This is a genomic window from Pseudomonas sp. PA27(2017) (genome assembly GCF_001945445.1).
GTDB lineage: Bacteria > Pseudomonadota > Gammaproteobacteria > Pseudomonadales > Pseudomonadaceae > Aquipseudomonas.
Genome location: NZ_MSXW01000005.1, coordinates 1 through 17,677 on the forward strand (window position 1 = coordinate 1; position 17,677 = coordinate 17,677).

14 protein-coding genes, 1 tRNA gene and 1 pseudogene are annotated in these 17,677 nt (G+C 61.1%); 10 read left to right on the forward strand and 6 right to left on the reverse strand.

The features are described 5' to 3' along the window. Nucleotides 1-485: 485 nt before the first annotated feature. On the reverse strand, nt 486-1,538 hold the full coding sequence (locus BVH06_RS01785; protein WP_075932978.1) for an ABC transporter substrate-binding protein: 1,053 nt from the start codon (nt 1,536-1,538) through the stop codon (nt 486-488). Between the two features lie 290 nt (nt 1,539-1,828). Here BVH06_RS01785 and BVH06_RS01790 point away from each other — a divergent pair, with 290 nt between their 5' ends. Then, nucleotides 1,829-2,752: a LysR family transcriptional regulator gene (locus BVH06_RS01790; protein WP_075929294.1), complete on the forward strand. Its 924-nt coding sequence runs from the start codon at nt 1,829-1,831 to the stop codon at nt 2,750-2,752. A gap of 205 nt (nt 2,753-2,957) precedes the next feature. Here BVH06_RS01790 and argE read toward each other — a convergent pair whose 3' ends face one another. From argE to BVH06_RS01815, 5 genes are all read right to left on the reverse strand, one after another. After that, nucleotides 2,958-4,121 carry an acetylornithine deacetylase gene (gene argE / locus BVH06_RS01795; protein ID WP_075932979.1) on the reverse strand — a complete coding sequence of 388 codons (1,164 nt, stop codon included), beginning with the start codon at nt 4,119-4,121 and terminating at the stop codon, nt 2,958-2,960. Then, the gene (locus tag BVH06_RS01800) at nt 4,114-4,791 is read right to left on the reverse strand and encodes a DUF1028 domain-containing protein (protein WP_027903048.1); all 678 of its coding nucleotides are present in this window, start codon (nt 4,789-4,791) and stop codon (nt 4,114-4,116) included. Before BVH06_RS01800 ends, argE begins: the two co-directional genes overlap by 8 nt. A 10-nt stretch (nt 4,792-4,801) precedes the next feature. Continuing rightward, complete coding sequence (locus BVH06_RS01805) at nt 4,802-5,227, reverse strand: RidA family protein (RefSeq protein WP_073262277.1); 426 nt, start codon at nt 5,225-5,227, stop codon at nt 4,802-4,804. Next, a complete protein-coding gene (locus tag BVH06_RS01810; protein WP_075932980.1) occupies nt 5,227-6,528 on the reverse strand; it encodes an NAD(P)/FAD-dependent oxidoreductase in 1,302 nt (433 codons plus the stop codon). The genes BVH06_RS01805 and BVH06_RS01810 overlap by 1 nt, the downstream gene beginning before the upstream one ends. Nucleotides 6,529-6,698: 170 nt before the next feature. Further along, nucleotides 6,699-8,237: a diguanylate cyclase gene (locus BVH06_RS01815; RefSeq protein WP_139315537.1), complete on the reverse strand. Its 1,539-nt coding sequence runs from the start codon at nt 8,235-8,237 to the stop codon at nt 6,699-6,701. Nucleotides 8,238-8,471: 234 nt separating this feature from the next. On the opposite strand from BVH06_RS01815, the gene BVH06_RS01820 reads away from it, so the two are divergent. The 9 genes and pseudogenes from BVH06_RS01820 (at nt 8,472) to BVH06_RS01855 (ending at nt 17,672) form a co-directional block, all read left to right on the forward strand. Further along, nucleotides 8,472-8,548 (forward strand) — tRNA-Ile (locus BVH06_RS01820). A 193-nt stretch (nt 8,549-8,741) separates the two neighbouring features. Further along, nucleotides 8,742-9,863 (forward strand): Fic family protein, encoded by a 1,122-nt coding sequence (locus tag BVH06_RS01825; RefSeq protein WP_075932982.1) that lies wholly within the window; start codon nt 8,742-8,744, stop codon nt 9,861-9,863. A 178-nt stretch (nt 9,864-10,041) separates the two neighbouring features. Next, nucleotides 10,042-10,230 (forward strand): annotated as a pseudogene (locus BVH06_RS26175) (nuclease); the annotation flags it as partial. After that, on the forward strand, nt 10,219-10,443 hold the full coding sequence (locus BVH06_RS26180; RefSeq protein ID WP_371915261.1) for a lysozyme inhibitor LprI family protein: 225 nt from the start codon (nt 10,219-10,221) through the stop codon (nt 10,441-10,443). The pseudogene BVH06_RS26175 and the gene BVH06_RS26180, both read left to right, overlap by 12 nt. 82 nt (nt 10,444-10,525) lie before the next feature. Further along, nucleotides 10,526-13,345 carry a metallophosphoesterase gene (locus BVH06_RS01835; RefSeq protein WP_168172876.1) on the forward strand — a complete coding sequence of 940 codons (2,820 nt, stop codon included), beginning with the start codon at nt 10,526-10,528 and terminating at the stop codon, nt 13,343-13,345. A 536-nt stretch (nt 13,346-13,881) separates the two neighbouring features. After that, entirely contained in the window at nt 13,882-15,165 is a 1,284-nt protein-coding gene (egtB, locus tag BVH06_RS01840; RefSeq protein WP_075932984.1) for an ergothioneine biosynthesis protein EgtB, read from the forward strand. A 2-nt stretch (nt 15,166-15,167) separates the two neighbouring features. Further along, nucleotides 15,168-16,130: an L-histidine N(alpha)-methyltransferase gene (egtD, locus tag BVH06_RS01845; protein WP_075932985.1), complete on the forward strand. Its 963-nt coding sequence runs from the start codon at nt 15,168-15,170 to the stop codon at nt 16,128-16,130. Between the two features lie 118 nt (nt 16,131-16,248). Then, nucleotides 16,249-16,848: an acyltransferase gene (locus BVH06_RS01850; protein WP_256575111.1), complete on the forward strand. Its 600-nt coding sequence runs from the start codon at nt 16,249-16,251 to the stop codon at nt 16,846-16,848. Between the two features lie 170 nt (nt 16,849-17,018). Beyond that, nucleotides 17,019-17,672, forward strand: coding sequence for a response regulator transcription factor (locus BVH06_RS01855; RefSeq protein ID WP_075932987.1), 654 nt, complete (start codon nt 17,019-17,021; stop codon nt 17,670-17,672). The last annotated feature ends 5 nt before the right edge of the window (nt 17,673-17,677 follow it).

A 17,677-nucleotide genomic window follows, 5' to 3' on the forward strand; every position in this document is an offset into this window, starting at 1 on the left:
TTTGCAGCAAGGCCACAATCGAATTCGCGCCGAGGTCGACGTTCCTACGCGGTCGTTGGGTTGCTCACGATCATTGTGGGAGCTGCGCCCCGCAGCGAATCGTGTGTACGACGTCGTTTTTGCAGCAAGGCCACAATCCGAATTCGCGCCGAGGTCGACGCTCCTACGCTGTCGTTGGGTTGCGCACGATCATTGTGGGAGCCGCCCCCCGCGGCGAATCGTATGTACGACGTCGTTTTTGCAGCAAGGCCACAATCGAATTCGCGCCGAGGTCGACGCTCCTACGCGGTCGTTGGGTTGCTCACGATCATTATGGAAGCTGCGCCCCGCGGCGAATCGTGTGTACGACGTCGTTTTTGCAGCAAGGCCACAATCGAATTCGCGCCGAGGTCGACGCTCCTGCGAGGAGTGCCGATGCTCGCCAGCCCGACTGAGACGAAAAAACGCGGGCCATGGCCCGCGTTTTCGTTCATGAAGCTAGTCGATCAGCGCGCGGCCCAGGCGTTGAAGCGTTCCTCCAGCTCCTCGCCATGGTCGATCCAGAACTCGGCGTTGACCAGTTGCGCGCCGGCCATGTTGGCCTCGGCGGTCGGCAGTTGCGCCTGCACATCGGCCGGCAGTTGTGGCAGCGTCTCTTTGTGCACCGGGCCATAGGGGATCTGGCTGGAGAACACCTTCTGGGTGTCGGCCTGGCTGGCGAACTTGATGAAGCGCTCGGCCAGCGCCTTGTTCGGGCTGCCCTTGACGATGGCCCAGTGCTCGGGGTCGTACAGGCTGCCGTTCCAGGAGATCTTCAGGTTGGCGCCTTCCTTCTGTGCCACACCGATACGGCCGTTGTAGGCGGCGGACAGGGTCACGTCACCGGCCAGCAGCCACTGCGGCGGTTGCGCGCCGGCTTCCCACCACTGGATCGAACCCTTGATGGCGTCCAGCTTCTTGAAGGCGCGGTCGACGCCTTCCTTCGTGCCCAGCACCTTGTAGAGGTCCTCGCGGCTCACGCCGTCGGCCAGCAGGGCGGCTTCCAGGGTGTACTTGGCGCTCTTGCGCAGGCCACGTTTGCCGGGAAATTTCTCCAGGTCCCAGAAATCCGCCCAGGAGGTGGGTGCGGTTTTAAGTTTGTCACCGTTGTAGGCCATCACCATCGACCATACGTAGGTGGCCACGCCGCACTCGCTCACGGTGCCGGGAATGTACTGGTTGGCATCGCCGAGAATGGCCGGGTCGATGCGCTCGAAAAGGCCCTCTTCGCAGCCGCGCTGCAGCTCGGGGCTTTCCACCTCGACCACATCCCAGGTCACCTGGCCGACATCGACCATGGCTTTGACCTTGGACAGTTCGCCGTTGTACTCGCCGGCCACCACACGGCCGGCGCCGCTCTGCTCGAAGGGTTTGAAGTAGGCGGCGGTCTGCGCGACCTTGGTAGCGCCGCCGAAGGAGATCACCGTGATGCTGTCGGCGGCCAGTGCAGCGCTGCTGGCGCCCGCCAGCAGGGACAGGCCGATGGCGGCGCGGATGGATGGACGCAAGTGCTTGAACATGGAAACTCCCTCGCTGTTTTTTCGTTGTAGTGAGAACAGGGGCAGTAGGGCCGAAGCGGCGAAGCTGCGCGTTGTGTCACGCGTCAGCAGAATCTTTGTTGTTGTGCCGCCCTGAGTGCGTGCTGGGCGGGAACTGTCGTTCAGGTGAGGGCCATGGTGCGTCAGTCCGGCGCGAAGGAAAATTAGTAAAAATATGCTCGGGACTTACGAAAAACCTTTGCAAGGCAGAGCCCCGCCAGGGCGCCGTGTTGGAGTAAGGTGCAGGCAACCATCACGCTGAGATCGGACACGTGGCTTCCTATACCCTGCGGCAACTCAAGTACTTCGTCACCACGGTGGAAGCGGGCAGCGTGGCCGAGGCGTCACGCCAGCTGTACATCGCCCAGCCGTCCATCTCCACGGCGATCAAGGGGCTGGAAGAAAGCTTCGGCGTGCAACTGTTCATCCGCCATCACGCCCAGGGCGTGTCGTTGACGCCCAGCGGCGCGCGCTTCTACGAGAAGGCCCAGCAATTGCTGCGCATGGCCCGCGAGTTCGAGCAGAACGCCCTGGCCGACAACGATATCGTCGCCGGGCAGATCGACATCGGCTGCTTCGAAACCGTCGCGCCGCTGTACCTGCCGCAACTGATCGCCGGCTTTCGCGAGCGCTACCCGGGCGTGGATATCCGCATTCGCGATGGTGAGCAGCAGGAGCTGGTGCAGGGCCTCACCGCCGGCTCGTTCGACCTGGCGTTTCTCTACGAGCACGACCTCGATGGCACCATCGCCACCGAGCCACTGATGCCGCCGCAGAAACCCTACGTGCTGCTGCCCGAGCAGCACCGTTTCGCCGGCCAGGCTCAGGTATCACTGCGCGACCTGTGCCTGGAGCCGATGATCCTGCTCGACGTGCAGCCCAGCCGAACCTACTTCGTCAGCCTGTTCCACGAACTGGGGCTGACGCCCAATATCGTCTTCAGCTCACCGTCCATCGAGATGGTGCGCGGCATGGTCGGCCAGGGCTTCGGCTTCTCGCTGCTGGTCACCAAGCCGCATTCCGAATGCACCTACGATGGCAAGCGCGTGGTCACCGTGGACATCACCGAACCCGTCGCCACCTCCGGGCTGGTGGCGGCTCGCCTCAAGCGCAGCCAACTGACCAAGCCGGCGCAGTTGTTCGTGGATTTTTGCCGGGAACGGTTGGGCGAACTGAGCGAGCAAGCTGCGCGATAGGGCGGTGCTCGGGCTGCCCGGGTCGAGCGCAGTGAAACCCGGGAAAAATCCCTGGGTATCGCGTTGCTCAACCCAGGCTACGGGTTGGAGTTCATCTCGGAGCGCGTAGATAGCCTGCCGTTTCGTAGCCTGGGTTGAGCGCAGCGATACCCAGTGAACATGCCCCGGGTATCGCGTTGCTCAACATCGGGCTACAGGTTGCGGTTCAGCCCGGCTCGCAGAGGTAATCCGCCAACCGCTGCAGTAGCGCATCACAGCCCCGCAGCTGTTCCAGGCTGACGAACTCGTCGGGCTTGTGGCCCTGGTCCATGCTGCCGGGGCCGCAGACTACTGTTGGGATGCCTGCGCCTTCGAACAGACCGCCTTCGGTGCCGAAGGCCACGGTGCCGAAATCGTTCGAGCCACAGAGCCTGGCCAGCAACCGCGCCGCTTCGCTATCCGGCGGTGTGGCGAGGCCCGGGTAGGCGCTCAGTGGCTGTAGCCGAATATCGCTGGCGGCGCTCACCGTCTGCATCTTCGGCAGCAGTTGCTCGGCGGCGTAGCGCTGCAGCTCGTCCGCCACGCGCTGCGCGTCGAAGCCTGGCAGTGCGCGCACCTCGAAATCGAACTCGCACTCAGCTGGCACGATGTTCAGGGCGCGACCGCCCTTGATCACGCCGGTCTGCACGGTGGAGAAGGGCGGGTCGAAGCGCGCATCGTGGTGCTCGGGCTGGGCCAGGCGCGCGCCGATGTCACCCAGATGGCCGATCAGCCGCGCCGCGTATTCGATGGCGTTCACGCCATAGGGCGCGTAGGCCGAGTGACAGGCCGCGCCGTGCACTTCGCAGCGCATCGCCAGCTTGCCCTTGTGGCCGAGCACGGGCTTGAGTTCGGTGGGCTCGCCGATCAGGCACAGGGTGGGTTTGTGCGGGCGTTTTTCCAGTTCGGCGAGCATCGAGCGCACGCCCAGGCAGCCGACTTCCTCGTCATAGGAAAACGCCAGGTGCACCGGCACCTGCAGCGGCCGTTGCACCAGGCTCGGCACCGCGGCCAGCACGCAGGCGATGAAACCTTTCATGTCCGCGGTGCCGCGGCCGTACAGGCGCCCGTCGCGCTCGCTCAGCTGGAACGGCGCAACCGTCCAGGCCTGGCCGTCGACCGGCACCACGTCGGTGTGGCCGGACAACACCACGCCGCCGCGATCCTTCGGGCCGATGGTGGCGAACAGATTGGCCTTGGTGCCTTCGGCGTTATGGAACAGCTCGCTGTCCACGCCAAAGCCCGCCAGGTACTCGCGGATGAATTCGATCAGCTCCAGGTTGGAATCACGGCTGACCGTGGCAAAACCGATCAGCCGCTCGAGCAGGGCGCGGCTGGTCGGCTCATTCATCACCTGGTACTCCATAGCTTGGCGCTGCCGTCGGGTCGAGGGCGCGGGTCAGGTAATCCTGCATCTGTGGCCGGTAAGCTTGCCACAGACCGTCGAGCTGGCCGATGGGGTCTTCGTCCGCCCAGTCGACACGCAGGTCGATGATCGGCCAGACCAGATCGCCTACCACCTTGAGCGCCGCCGAGTGCACCGGGCCGGCCTCGCCGCCGGCGGCCATCGCCCCGTGCATGGCGGCGAGCAGGCGGTCGGCCAGTTGCCCGCTGGCGTTCTCGAAGGCCTCGACCATGGCCTGGATCACCGCCTCGCTCGCCAGCAGATTGCCGGCTGCCACGCACTGCTCGCCGGCCACCGCGTTGTACAGCCCCAGCGCTTCCTTACCGCTGAACAAGGCGGTGCGACCCTGGCTGTCGATCACCGTCACCTGGCGATACTGGCTCCAGCCATTGGCGCCCAGCGCGCGCTGCAAGGCGTCGCCTGGTTCCAGTGCCTGCTGCTCCAGCAGGTCGAGAATCTGCGGGCCGAGGGCGGGCAGGGTGACGTTCTGGGTGGCCACCGCACCGACTCCGGCCCTTAGCCAGGGGCAGCGGGCGCCGACGGCGATGCTCGACGAGCTGATGGCGATGCCCAGCTGGCCGGTTTCCGGGCAGCGCCCGACGATGGAAAAGGTCATGCGCGCCTCCTTATTTGGCCTGCCAGTCGTCCGGGATCACCGCGATCACGTCGATCTCCATCAGCCACTGCGGCTGGCCGAGGGCCGACACCACCAGCCCGGTGGAAATCGGGAACACGCCCTTGAGCCATTTGCCGACCTCCTTGTACACCGGCTCGCGGTAGCGCGGGTCGATGATGTAGGTAGTGGTCTTGACGATATGGGACAGGTCACTGCCGGCTTCTTCGAGCAACTGCTTGAGGTTCTTCATGGCCTGCTCGGTCTGCGCCTGCGGGTCGCCGAGGCCGACCAGGTTGCCGTCGAAGTCGGTGCCCACCTGGCCGCGCACGTACACCGTGTTGCCGGCGCGCACGGCCTGGCACAGATCGTTGTCCAGGGCCTGGTTGGGGTAGGTGTCCTTGGTGTTGAACATGCGGATACGGGTATGGGTGGGCATCATTTGACTCCCTGCAGGCGGGTGATGGGGGCGTCGGCCTGGCGCTGCTCGGCATCGCGGTAGGCGGTGTATTTGCGCTGCGTGGCGATGTGGTCGGCGACGTGCTTGGCGTCGTGCCACACGCCCCAGATGAACGACGAGCCACGGCGCGACAGCCACGGCAGGCCGAGGAAATAGATGCCCGGCTCGCGGGACACGCCGCGTTGATGCTGGGGCTTGCCGTTGGCATCGAAGGTGTCGGCTTCCAGCCAGCTGAAATCGGTGGCGAAACCGGTCGCCCAGATGATCGACGTCACCCCGGCCGCGATCAGATCCAGCTCGCGCAGCGGCTCGCTCATGCACGCGGGATAGGCCGGGATGATGCGCGCTTGCGGTTCTTCCGGCAGGTCGAGGCCGTTGCGTTTCACGTAGGCGTCCGCCGCATCGAGCAGCGCCAGATAGTTCTCGTCGCCGCGGCGGATGTTGTCGGCCAGGTCGTCGGCGAACTGCACCACGCCGTCGTCGAACGAGCGGGTCAGGCCGACCAGCGTCATGCCCTGGTGAGCCAGGCGGCGGAAGTCGATGGTCTTGCCGCCATAGGCGCCGCTGACTGCGATGGTCACGTGTTCGCGGCCGGCTTTCGGCGTCTCCTGGTCCCACTCGCCGAGCACGCCCAGCCACCAGCAGAAGTCTCGGTTGCGGTAGCTGCGCGGCGGTCGGTCATGGGCGCCGACGGAGAGGTAAACCTGGCGGCCGGACTGCATCAGCTCATCGGCGATCTGCGTGCCCGACGAGCCAGCGCCCACCACCAGCACGGCACCTGCGGGCAGTTGCTGCGGGTTGCGGTACTCGGCGGAGTGGATCTGCGTGAGGCGTTCGTCCTGCGGCGCGATGGCCGGAATCACCGGGCGCTGGAAGGGGCCGGTGGCGGCCACCACGCGATTGGCCTCGATCACGCCCTCGGAGGTTTCCACGGTAAAGCCGGGGCGATTGGCGTTGCGGCGGACCTTGTGCACTTCCACGCCGGTGCGGATCGGTGCGTCGAAGCTGCGCGCATAGGCTTCGAAGTAGGCGGCCACCTGCTCCTTGCCCGGAAAGGCGTCATCGTCGATGTCGAATTCCAGACCAGGAAAGCGATCATGCCAGGCCGGGCCGTTGGCCACCAGCGAATCCCAGCGCATGGTGCGCCAGCGCTCGGCGATGCGCTCGCGCTCCAGCACCAGGTGTGGCACACCGAGTTTGGTCAGGTGCTCGCTCATCGCCACGCCGGCCTGGCCGGCGCCCACCACCAGGGTGTCTGTTCGGGTTGTTTCGACAGCCATCGTTGCGTCCCTCTGAAGGAGGCCCGGCGCCCGTGCACAGGGATGGCCCTGGCCGGGGCGCACGAGCCGTTCGTGCGTTGAGGCCATTGTGTTCAGAGGAGGGGGATAGCGAAATTAGCGTTTTTGTAGTCGTTGCCCAGCAAAAAGCTGGGCATCGCCGAGAGGGCAGATCAGCCGGGCTGTTCGCTCAGCGCCACGCGGTTGCGGCCTGCGCTCTTGGCTGCGTACAGGGCGACGTCGGCTGCGGCGACCAGCTCGGCAGGTGCCTGCATCGTCTGCCCCGGAATGCAGGAAGCGACGCCGATGCTCAGGGTGAGGTTGGCGTACGGCGAGCCCTGGTTGGCGATCGCCAACGCCTCGACATCGGCGCGGATGCGCTCGGCCACCGCCATGGCCGAGGCGCTTTCGGCAGCCGGCAGAATCAGCGCCAGTTCCTCACCACCGTAGCGCGCGGTGGTGTCCGCGCTGCGCCGGGCGTGGCGCTTGAGCACCGCGGCGACCTGCTTGAGCGCTTCGTCACCGGCCGGGTGGCCGTACTGGTCGTTGAAGCGCTTGAAGTAGTCCACGTCCAGCAGCGCGAACGACAGTGGCTGGCGCTGGGCGGCAGCGGACTGGAAGGCGACGCGCAGCGCTTCGTCCAGGCGCCGGCGGTTGGCCAGGCCGGTCAGCGCGTCCTCACCGGCGATGATCTCCAGCGCGTGGTTGGCCAGCGCCAGGTCGCGGTGCATGCTCTGCAGGCGCGCCTCCATGCGCCCCTGGCGGCCCAGGGCACGCCAGATCAGCCAGCCCATGGAGAGCAGGATGACCAGTACACCGCCGCTCAGTGACCAGGTTTGCAGTGCGCGGCTGCGCCAGGCGGCCATCGCCTGCTCTTCGCCCAGGGAGGCGGCCACCAGGATCGGGTACTCGTCGCTGGTGTCGAAGCCATAGATGCGCTTCACCCCATCGATCATCGCCGTGAGCACCATGCTGCCGCGCTTCACGCCGTCGTCATTGACCGCACGCAGCACCGGGCTCTTGGACATGTTCAGGCCGGCGTTTTGCGCTGACTCTCGCGACCTGACCAGCAAGGTGCCGTCGCGCTTGACCATACCGATCACGCCCTCGCTGCCGACCTCGATACTGCGGTAGAAATCCACGAAGTGCTGGACCAGCAGCGTGGCCAGCACCACGCCACGAAACTCGCCGTCGGCATCGCTCAGGCGCAGCGTCAGAGATATCACCCAGTCGCCGCTCATGCGGCTCTGGATGGGCGCGCCGATATGCAGGCCTTTGACCTGATTGGTGCTGTGTACCGTGAAATAGTCCCGATCCAGCGCCGTATAGTTGGTGGTGGCGTTGGGCACCGTTGTGAGCAACGGATGGCCGTTTGCGTCGAGCACGGTAAAGCCTTCCACATCGGCCAGGATCGCCGATTGAGCGCGTGCCACCTCAAGCACTTCCTGCAGGTTCTCTGCGTCATACCCGGATATCTGCAGCTTGCGCTGAATGCCGATCAACACCGTATGCGCATCGCGAATGGTCGACTCGGCCTGCCGGGTCAGCGCCGTCGACAGGTTCTCCATATCGGCCACGTGCTGGCGCAGCGCCTCGTGCTTGTCCCACTCGACCTGAAGGTAGGTGAGCAGCAGCACGGCCACGCCCACCACGCTGGTCATGATCGCGACCAGGCGTCTGAGGTAAGTGATCTTGGAGGTCTGACTCGTCAAGGTACGGGCCCGGCTAGGCTGGTTGGGCTCGTATCGTCAGCGTGAAAGGCACGGCGGGATAGGAACGTCGTGCAAATTATGAACAAAGCAACGGGGGGATTGCACGCGGTTTTGCTGCGCTTTGAGCACGCAATCGTTTGCCTCCGGACGCGCCCGCTCGGGCGTTCGCACGCGCCACGGCGTATCGGATTGGCACTCGGCAGAGTGCATCGGTATACTCCGCCAGCCTTCTGGGGGCCTATAGCTCAGTTGGTTAGAGCAGAGGACTCATAATCCTTTGGTCCACGGTTCGAGTCCGTGTGGGCCCACCACCTTCGAAGCCGCGCACTGCGCGGCTTTTGCGTTTATGGCATATGAGCTTCGACGCGTCTCGCCTCGACATGCTGGCCACAAAGTGTCCACACCGCTGTACTGCTCGTTAGACAGTGAGCCGAATAGCCGGCATTATCGGCTCATCATATGAGCCGAATAGGCTCGTTAATCGGCTCACAAATGAGCAAGCCCATGAATGACCCCCTCTGGATCTGGCAGCAGTCCGACTGGCCGCATTTCAGCTGGCAAGCGGAAACGCTTGCGCCACTGCTGCGCGCTTGTGGTCAGGCGCAGGGGCGTTTGTTGGGCATGCTCGGCGCGCTGGGCGTTGATACCGAAGTTCAGAGCAGCCTGGATGCCATGCTGCAGAACATCGTCACCTCATCAGCTATCGAGGGCGAGCAGCTGAATGTCGGCTCGGTGCGTTCATCGCTGGCGCGGCGCCTGGGTCTGAAAGAAGAAGGCCGCACCACCTCACGCTCCGAAGGCCTGGTGCACTTGCTGTTCGATGCCACGTGTGGGCATCGCGAGGCGCTGGACGAGCAACGGTTGTTCACCTGGCACCGCTGGCTATTCCCGGGCGATGACCAATTGCAGGCTCGCCCGCTGCACATCGGCGCACTGCGTGGCGAAGAGCCCATGCAGGTGGTTTCCGGTCGCATCGACCAACCAACCGTCCATTTCGAAGCGCCGCCCCGTGCAGGGCTGGAAGCGCAACTGGCCGGCTTTCTCGCCTGGTTCGAGAGCAGCCGCCGCGATGCCGGCCTCGACCCCTTTCTACGCGCTGGTATCGCCCATCTCTGGTTCGTCACCCTGCATCCCTTCGATGACGGCAACGGTCGGCTGACTCGCGCCATCACCGATCTGGCTTTGGCCCAGGGCGAGCAACAGGCCATCCGCTTTTACGCCATGTCGGCGAGCATCCTCGACGACCGTGCCGGTTACTACCGCATCCTCGAACTCAGTCAGAAAGGCGGCCTGGATATCACCGCCTGGCTGCAGTGGTTTCTCGACACATTGCTCCAGAGTTTGCAGCAGGCGCTCGCGCGTATCGACCGAGTGCTGGCAAAGGCACGCTTTTGGCAAGCACATCGCAGCCAAGCGCTATCGGCGCAGCAGATCAAAGTACTCAACCGGCTGCTCGACGGTGGAGAGCGCGGTTTCGAGGACGGCATCAGTGCAGCGCAATATCAGGCGGTGGCCAAGGTCTCCAAGGCCACCGCGACGCGTCACTTGAGTGATCTGCTGGAGAAGGGCTTTATCGAGCGGCTGCCGGGTGGCGGGCGCAGCACGCGGTACCGGATAGCACCTTAGATACGTTGAGCTTGCCAGCCCTTGGTAGGCCACCGCGGCATAGGACATTGGTCGCGCCCCCCTTGAGTCCTTGAAAGCAATTAGCCATTATGCGGGCCAGTGCCAGGCTATTGGATTTCGGCACACCTGCACGCCCTGCAACCGGGCGCTCTGCAAGTCGCTCGGCTCAAGGAAGAAAATGGATTACAGCCCGATTATCGGCCAGGTCTGGGGCATGCTGGCCTGGTTCATCCCCGCGGCCCTGCTTATCGGCCTGCTCAAATCGCCGTGGGCCAAAGGCCATATCGGCGAGCTTTTGGTGCGCTTCTTCGCCCACCGGCAACTGGATGAGCAAATCTACCGCTGCCCGCACAACCTGACCCTAAACTACAAAGCTGCAATGCAAGCGCTAACACTCGCACAGCAAACACAACTGTGCGACGCGACGCGACTATGGATGAAACTCCGCGATGCTGATTGCACCTTGCTAGACAGCCTGACGGGCAGCAGTATCGACCGCATCAACAGCGCCTTGCGCTTTCTGGATATGACCAAGCAGCGTGCTGATGACCTTGCTGGATTGACCGATTCGAACCTTTGACTGGGCAACAGGTAATCGAAAATAAATCTGTCCTCTTATCACTCGTAATTTATAAAATAGATGTTACGCAAAGGAGATGCGCGTGAGCGAATTAAAATGGCTTCACTTGTCAGATTTTCACTTTGGCAAAAAGCCAGACAGCACTTACCAACAACCACTGGTGGCTCGAAAACTCATTGAGCACATTATCGCTCAGAGCAAAAAGGAAGGCCCACCCGATCTGGTATTTATCACCGGAGACATCGCTAATTCAGGTCAGCCACGTGAATACGCACTCTTCAATGATTACGTGATCTTCCCACTCTTAGCGCATTTTGGTGACGACTTCATCGACAACATTTTCCTGGTTCCAGGCAATCACGACGTCCAGCGAGAGGTACAGCGGAATTTTGGCCGCAATGAACACCTATCACTTGATAACGGTAACTTCGAGCCTACGATAGAGTCGCTAACAGATCGCTCCGGTCTTGTCGAACGAATTAAAGGATTTATTACATCTCCGTTTGCTAGCGATTTATCTGCATTTGAGAGCAAAGAAGGAATCTACCGCAGAGAGTTCAATTTATGTAATAAGAAAGTTGGCATACTCGGAATAAATACCTCATGGCTTTGCCGGGATAGCGACGATAAAGGAATGTTGACCCCTGGCGTGCCACTCGTTAGAGATGCTTTGGAACAAGGCGCCGATTGCGATCTCATGTTCGTGTTAGGGCACCACCCTTTAGACTGGTACTCTCCTTCGCATGCGGAGCCGATAAGAACATTATTTGCTCGGCACAATGTTATATATTTATATGGGCACATGCATAAAGTCTGGGGGAAACCTGAGTACGCGAATGGCTCGGCTTTTATGACAATCCAGGCTGGAGCTTCATTCCAAGCTGGCGAAGCCAGTAAATGGAAAAATAGTATCCTGTGGGGGCGCGCGAATCTGGAGAAAAAATCACTTGCACTCACTCCATTCACATGGAATTTCGACGAGCAGACTTGGAAGCTAAATTCGAATGGATTTCCAGAGGAACATAGAGTCCGCGATGAGTGGCATTTTCATTTTCCCCAGCCGTTTGCCCTCTTAGATATACAAGCTCCAAAGAAAATTACGCCCCCAGGAGGCTGGGAGATTACAAAGCTTGAAATTCTACAGGAATACGTAAAGCCTATCCCTGAAGAGCTAGCCATTTATTTCTTTGATGGTGCAAGCCCAACCTGGGAAGTCTCGTTGTCAATCTCCATCCCCAGAAGAGAGATAGTTGGCGAGATCGTAAGCACTTACAACAAACTAGTAGCTAAGGTATCTAACCTGCCTTGCGTTTGTACATTGCTAGCAGCAGGTTGTGAAGGAAAAACCACGGCACTACTCCAAGCCAGCTACGAAATAGTCCAGCAAGAGCCTTCCAAACGAATCTTGTACAGGAAAAATAACCTACGCCCATTTGATGTGGAGAGCCTTCTACCTGTATTAAATACACATGACAATTGGCTTATAGTAGTCGATGAGGCTGATCAAGTTGCGAAACACATTCAGGGCTTTGCTGAATCCGGGTTTGCTGGATACACAGGAAGAATCGATTTCTTACTAGCTTGCAGGGACTCAGACTGGCGTTCAAATGGTGCCGATACTATTCCTTGGAATTTCTCCTGTACCTACAAAGAAATCGTACTCAAGGATTTGAATAAGGCCGATGCTGAAAAGATAATCCATGCCTGGGAGGCATTTGGTGACCGCGGTCTAGGCGAAGGTGGCTTGGCGAACCTAGATACTGCGAGCCGAGTTGAAAAGCTGCGATTTTTTGCAAAACAGGAGTCTAGGAGTAAATCTGGTGCATTCTTCGGAGCTCTTTTGCTAAGTCGGCATAATGGCAAGTTACTTGACCATGCTGGAGAAATGCTTTCAAGGCTAGAAGAGACAGAAGTGAGCTTGGGGAAAACGCTTAGGGACGCTTTGGCTTATATTGCCGCAATGCACGCTGAAGGCTTTGAGAAACTCACCTACGATGTTTTGGCAGCAGCAATGGGTATGACTATATCCAAGCTGAAAAACGTTGTGATCAATAAGCTCGGACAAGAAGCAGCCGCAACAGGAACAGCGACGACAATCTACACCAGACACAAATATATTGCCGACGCGATTATTGAGGTTTTAGAAACAAAGTTCGAAGTGGATACAGCCTCGCTATTTATCGACTTGGCGCTTGCAGCAGAGGCAAAGTCCAAGATCGAGCGTGTAGCAAATTTAGAGTTTTGGCGTTTTAAGATGGCCGACACGTTCTTTGAAAACGATAAAAATACTGTAGCCACCTCGTTATCAAGGGCCTTGCTGGAGACTGATACCAGCAACTACAAGCTACTGACAAAACTTGCTAGCTTCTATCGAAAAGAAAACAGCCCGGATGATGCTCTGGAATTATTCAGAAAATACGGCGGCCCACCCCCTGAGCGCGGCTTCTATTATGAGTGGTCGCTATGTGAGCTTGAAGCACGAAACCCCTTGGAAAGTGCTGCCCTGGCACTTTTCTCGATCTCAGACGACACAGATGCTTCTCAGCTAGATATTCACACAGCACTCTCATATCTAGTAGGCTTAACAGATATTTTATCTACGCTCCATAGGGGGTATGCGGATGAGGTTTTCGTCAAAGCTTCTGATGCAGCATGGTCGATAATTAACTGTTTCGTAATTCTCCGGCCTGATCTATATCCCGTTGGGCTAAAAGCCTTCCTGAACAAAGTCGATAAAAAACGCGCGATTTTATATAAAGGTATAGAGGCTCATAGCATCTTGATCACATTGAGTGCTCGTCTCGGGAGTTACAAATCGCAACTGACTCTTCCGCAAAATTGCCAAGTGCAGCACCTGTTGTTTGACTCGCTGAAGGTGCTGATTAAAAACGCGTCAAGATAGGTAGCAATACGGAAACTCAAAAAGGCACCCAGGACTACCTGGGTGCTTTAGTCTTGGTAACGGACACTAAATTAAAGCCACCACAACTAAATAAAGGGGGACAGGTTTATTTGTCTCTAGATGGCAGGCTCGGATCGAGCGCTAACAGTTAGCAGAATGAAACCCACAAAAACCTGAACGTGTCGCGGTACAAAAAACAGTACACTGGCGGTACAGTCCCTAGCTTCTTTCACTTTTACAAAATTACGCTCAAGCCCAGTAATGACGCTGGCTTCAGCTTATTTTACTTGCGCTGAGCTTTTCACGATTTTACTGGGCTCGCGGCGTTTCGAGTCAACTCATAATCCTTTGATCCATAGTTCGAGCCCGTGTGGAACACTACCTTCAAAGCCACGCACTGCGCGGCTTTTGCGTTTATACCTCTGCGCTTTAGCTTCAATCCGCGCCACCCAGCCACTTTCCCTGAACCTTTCCCACCCCCATCCAGTCGGCTCTAGAACCGTCGCGTTTCGCGGCGCCGGCACAGGATGCGTGTTATGCGAGACCGCACCAGCAGGATCGCCGTTTCACCGTTGCACGTCGAGCAGCTATGGCAGCGTTACCAGCGTGTACGCGCTGCCAGCGAGCGGCTTTGCGAGCCGCTGGAGGCCGAGGATCATGTGATCCAGAGCATGCCAGACGTGAGCCCGCCGAAGTGGCATCTGGCCCATGTCACCTGGTTCTTCGAGGCCTTCGTGTTGCAGCCGTTCCTGCCGGGTTACCGCCCGCTGGACGAGCGCTACGACCACCTCTTCAACTCCTACTACAAGACCCACGGCACGCCCTTCGAGCGGGCGCGGCGAGGGTTGTTGTCGCGGCCGACGGTGAGCGAGGTGTACGCCTATCGCAGCCATGTCGATCTGGCCATGGAGCAGCTGTTCAGCCATCGCGGTGGTGAGTTGCCCGACGAGGTTTTGCAGCGCATCGAGCTGGGGCTGGAGCACGAGCAGCAGCATCAGGAGCTGCTGTTGATGGACATCAAGCACATCCTGGCGCAGAACCCGCTGCGGCCGGTTTACCGGCATGACCTCAAGCCGGGCGGCGGGGCAGCCAGCGAACTGCGCTGGATCGAGTTTCCCGCCGGGCTGCGCCAGGTCGGTTATAGCGGCGAGGGCTTTGCCTTCGATTGCGAGCGGCCGCAGCACCGGGTGTTCGTCGAGGCCTTTCAGTTGGCTAATCGACCAGTGAGCAATGGCGAGTATCTGGAGTTCATCCGCGATGGCGGTTACCGCAGCACGGCGCTGTGGCTGGCGGACGGTTGGGACCATATCCAGCGCGCCGGCTGGCAGGCGCCGCTGTACTGGCAGCGCGAGGGCGACGACTGGCTGGAGCTGACCTTGGGCGGGCCGCGTGAGCTGGATCTGGCTGCGCCGGTCTGCCACCTGAGCTACTTCGAGGCCGAGGCCTTCGCCACCTGGGCCCAAGCGCGCTTGCCACGCGAGGAAGAGTGGGAAGTCGCCGCCCAGGACGAGCCTGTGTGGGGCAACTTCGTGGAGAACGATCACCTGCAGCCGGTGGCGGCGGGGCAGGGCGATGGCCTGCAGCAGCTGTATGGCGATGTGTGGGAATGGACCGCCAGCGCCTACCGGCCGTACCCCGGCTTTCGCCCATTGGGCGGCAGCCTGGGTGAGTACAACGGCAAGTTCATGTCTGGGCAGATGGTATTGCGCGGCGGCAGCTGCGCCACGCCGGAAGACCATGTTCGCCCCACCTATCGCAACTTCTTCTACCCCACCATGCGCTGGCAGTTTTCCGGCCTGCGCCTGGCCAAGGAGCTCTGAGCATGGCACTGGCAATCCGTACCCACGAACAACCCCAGAACCTCGAACAGCAGGCGCTGCGTGACGAAGCCTTGCGCGGCTTCGCGGCCAGCCCGAAGGCGATGTCGCCGAAGTTCTTCTACGATCACCGCGGCTCGCAACTGTTCGAGCTGATCTGCCAGCAGCCGGAGTACTACCCGACGCGCACGGAGGAAACCATCCTGCGCCTGGCCGCGGACGCCATCGCCGAGCTGGCCGGGCGCAACGCCAGCCTGGTGGAGCTGGGCAGTGGCGCCAGCCGCAAGATTCGCCTGCTGCTAGAAGCCCTGCGCCCGGCGCGTTACCTGGGCATCGATATCTCCCGCGAGTTTCTCGATATCTGCACGCGGCGCTTGGCCGCCGACTACCGCTGGCTGGACGTGCACGCGCTGTGCGCTGATTTCAGCCAGCCACTGAAACTGCCTGCCGAGGCATTGGGGCAGCGGCCGTTGGCGTTCTTTCCGGGCTCGAGCATCGGCAATTTCGACCCCATCGAGGCGCGCGCCTTTTTGCGTAATCTGCACCAGGCGCTGCCGGCCGGCAGTGGCTTGCTGATCGGCGTGGATCTGGTCAAGGACCGCCAGGTGCTGGAGCGTGCCTACAACGATGCGGCCGGGGTCACCGCGCTGTTCAACCTCAACCTGCTCGAGCGCATCCGCACCGAACTGGACAGCGACATCGACCCGCAGCGCTTCGAGCATCGGGCCTTCTACAACGAGCAGGCCTCGCGCATCGAGATGCACCTGGTCAGCCGCCAGAAGCAGCAGGTGCGCATTGAAGACCGGGTGTTCGATTTCGCTGCCGGCGAAACTCTGCACACCGAGAACTCCTATAAATACACGCCTGGCACCTTCCGGGCGTTGGCAAGTGAGTGCGGCTTCGCCTCGGTGGCCATGTGGCGCGACCCCGCGCAGCTGTTCAGCGTGCATTTTCTGCGGCGCGAGTGAGGGGCGCGGCGGTCGGAAATCTCGGCAACGATTGCGCGGCGTTGGTGTCTGTAAGCATCGGCACGGCGGGCCTGATTACCTTCAGGCGCCGCGCCGACTGCACTTACCCTCGAAAAGGATGCCAACTTTGCAACGCTTGCTAACCCTCGTCACCCTGTCCGCCCTTATCTCCGCTTGTGGGCAAAGCGCGCCATCGGAGTCGGAAATTTCCAAAACGCTGGCCGACAGCATTTCCCGCAAAGGCTGCGCCACCTCGACGCTGTTCAAGAGCTTCCCGATTGCGCCCGACATGGCCAGCAAAAACGGGGCGATCACCCGGCCGTTCGAAACCATCGGTTTCATCGCGCAGGGCGCCGATGGCTACCAGCTCACCGAGAAGGGCCAAGCCGAGTACGACGCCGAGCGCTCCGGCTTCTGCTACACGGACAGCTACCAGATCAGCGACATCAAGGTCATCGGCGAAGAGGCCGAGGGCGACCTGCCGCCGGCGCTCTCCGGTGCCTGGACCGTGAGTTTCACCGTGGCCCCGGCCAGCGTCGATGAGTGGGTCAAAAACCCGGAGATCATCAAGGCGGCGAGCCGTGCTTCGCTTGAGAAAATTGTCGAACCGCAATCCTTCAACGTGCGCGTGGCCAGGGAGAAGGGTAAGGACGAACTGATCGTCGCCGACCCGAGCTTCAGCTTCAGACCGGGCATTCATTTCAACATGGGCTGGTAACGCGGCAATCTTGCCAGCCACGCGTGGGATTAGCGTGGCTTGGCAGCGGGCGCCGAGGGCATTCGTCAGTGCCGTCGGCGCTGCGCTCGCGGCGAACATTCCGTCGCATCATCGCTTCAGTCTGTGAACCAGTGCTGGCACGCGCGGGTGGATGACCTTAGTCTGAGCCCATGACCCACACGCCTCCCAACCTCGAACGATCCGCGCAAGAACGCATCATCGTCGCCGATGATCATCCGGTGTTCCGCGAGGGGCTGAGCCGCATCGCGCAGCGGGTGTTCCCCCGCGCCTGCATTCTCGAAGCCGGCGACATGGACGAGGTGCTGGCCCTGGCCGTTGCCGGTGTGCCGCCCAGCCTGTTCATGCTCGACCTGCTGTTCCCCGGGCAATCGCCGGAGGCCATTGGCGCGTTGCGGCAGCGCTTCACGCGCAGCTCCATCGTGATCGTGTCGATGGTCGACAACCGTGAGTTGATCGACGAGGTAATGGCGGCCGGTGCCGATGGCTTTATCGGCAAGGCGACGCCGCCCGACGAGATCGCCGAGGCGCTGCAGGCGGTGCGCGACGGCGATTTCGTGCTGACCCTGGGGCCGGCCGGGGTGCCGGCCTTCGCCGAGGCGCGGCACCTGCTGGAGCAGCTCACGCCGCGGCAGCAGGAGGTGCTACGCCTGCTGGTGCGCGGCCTGGCCAACAAGGAGATTGCCCGTGAGCTAGATATCTCGCCCTTTACCGTGCGCATCCATGTGTCAGCGCTGATGCGTACGCTGGATGTGAGCAGCCGCGCGGCTGCAGCGGCGATGGGCGCCAAGGCCGGGCTGCGCTAGGCTCT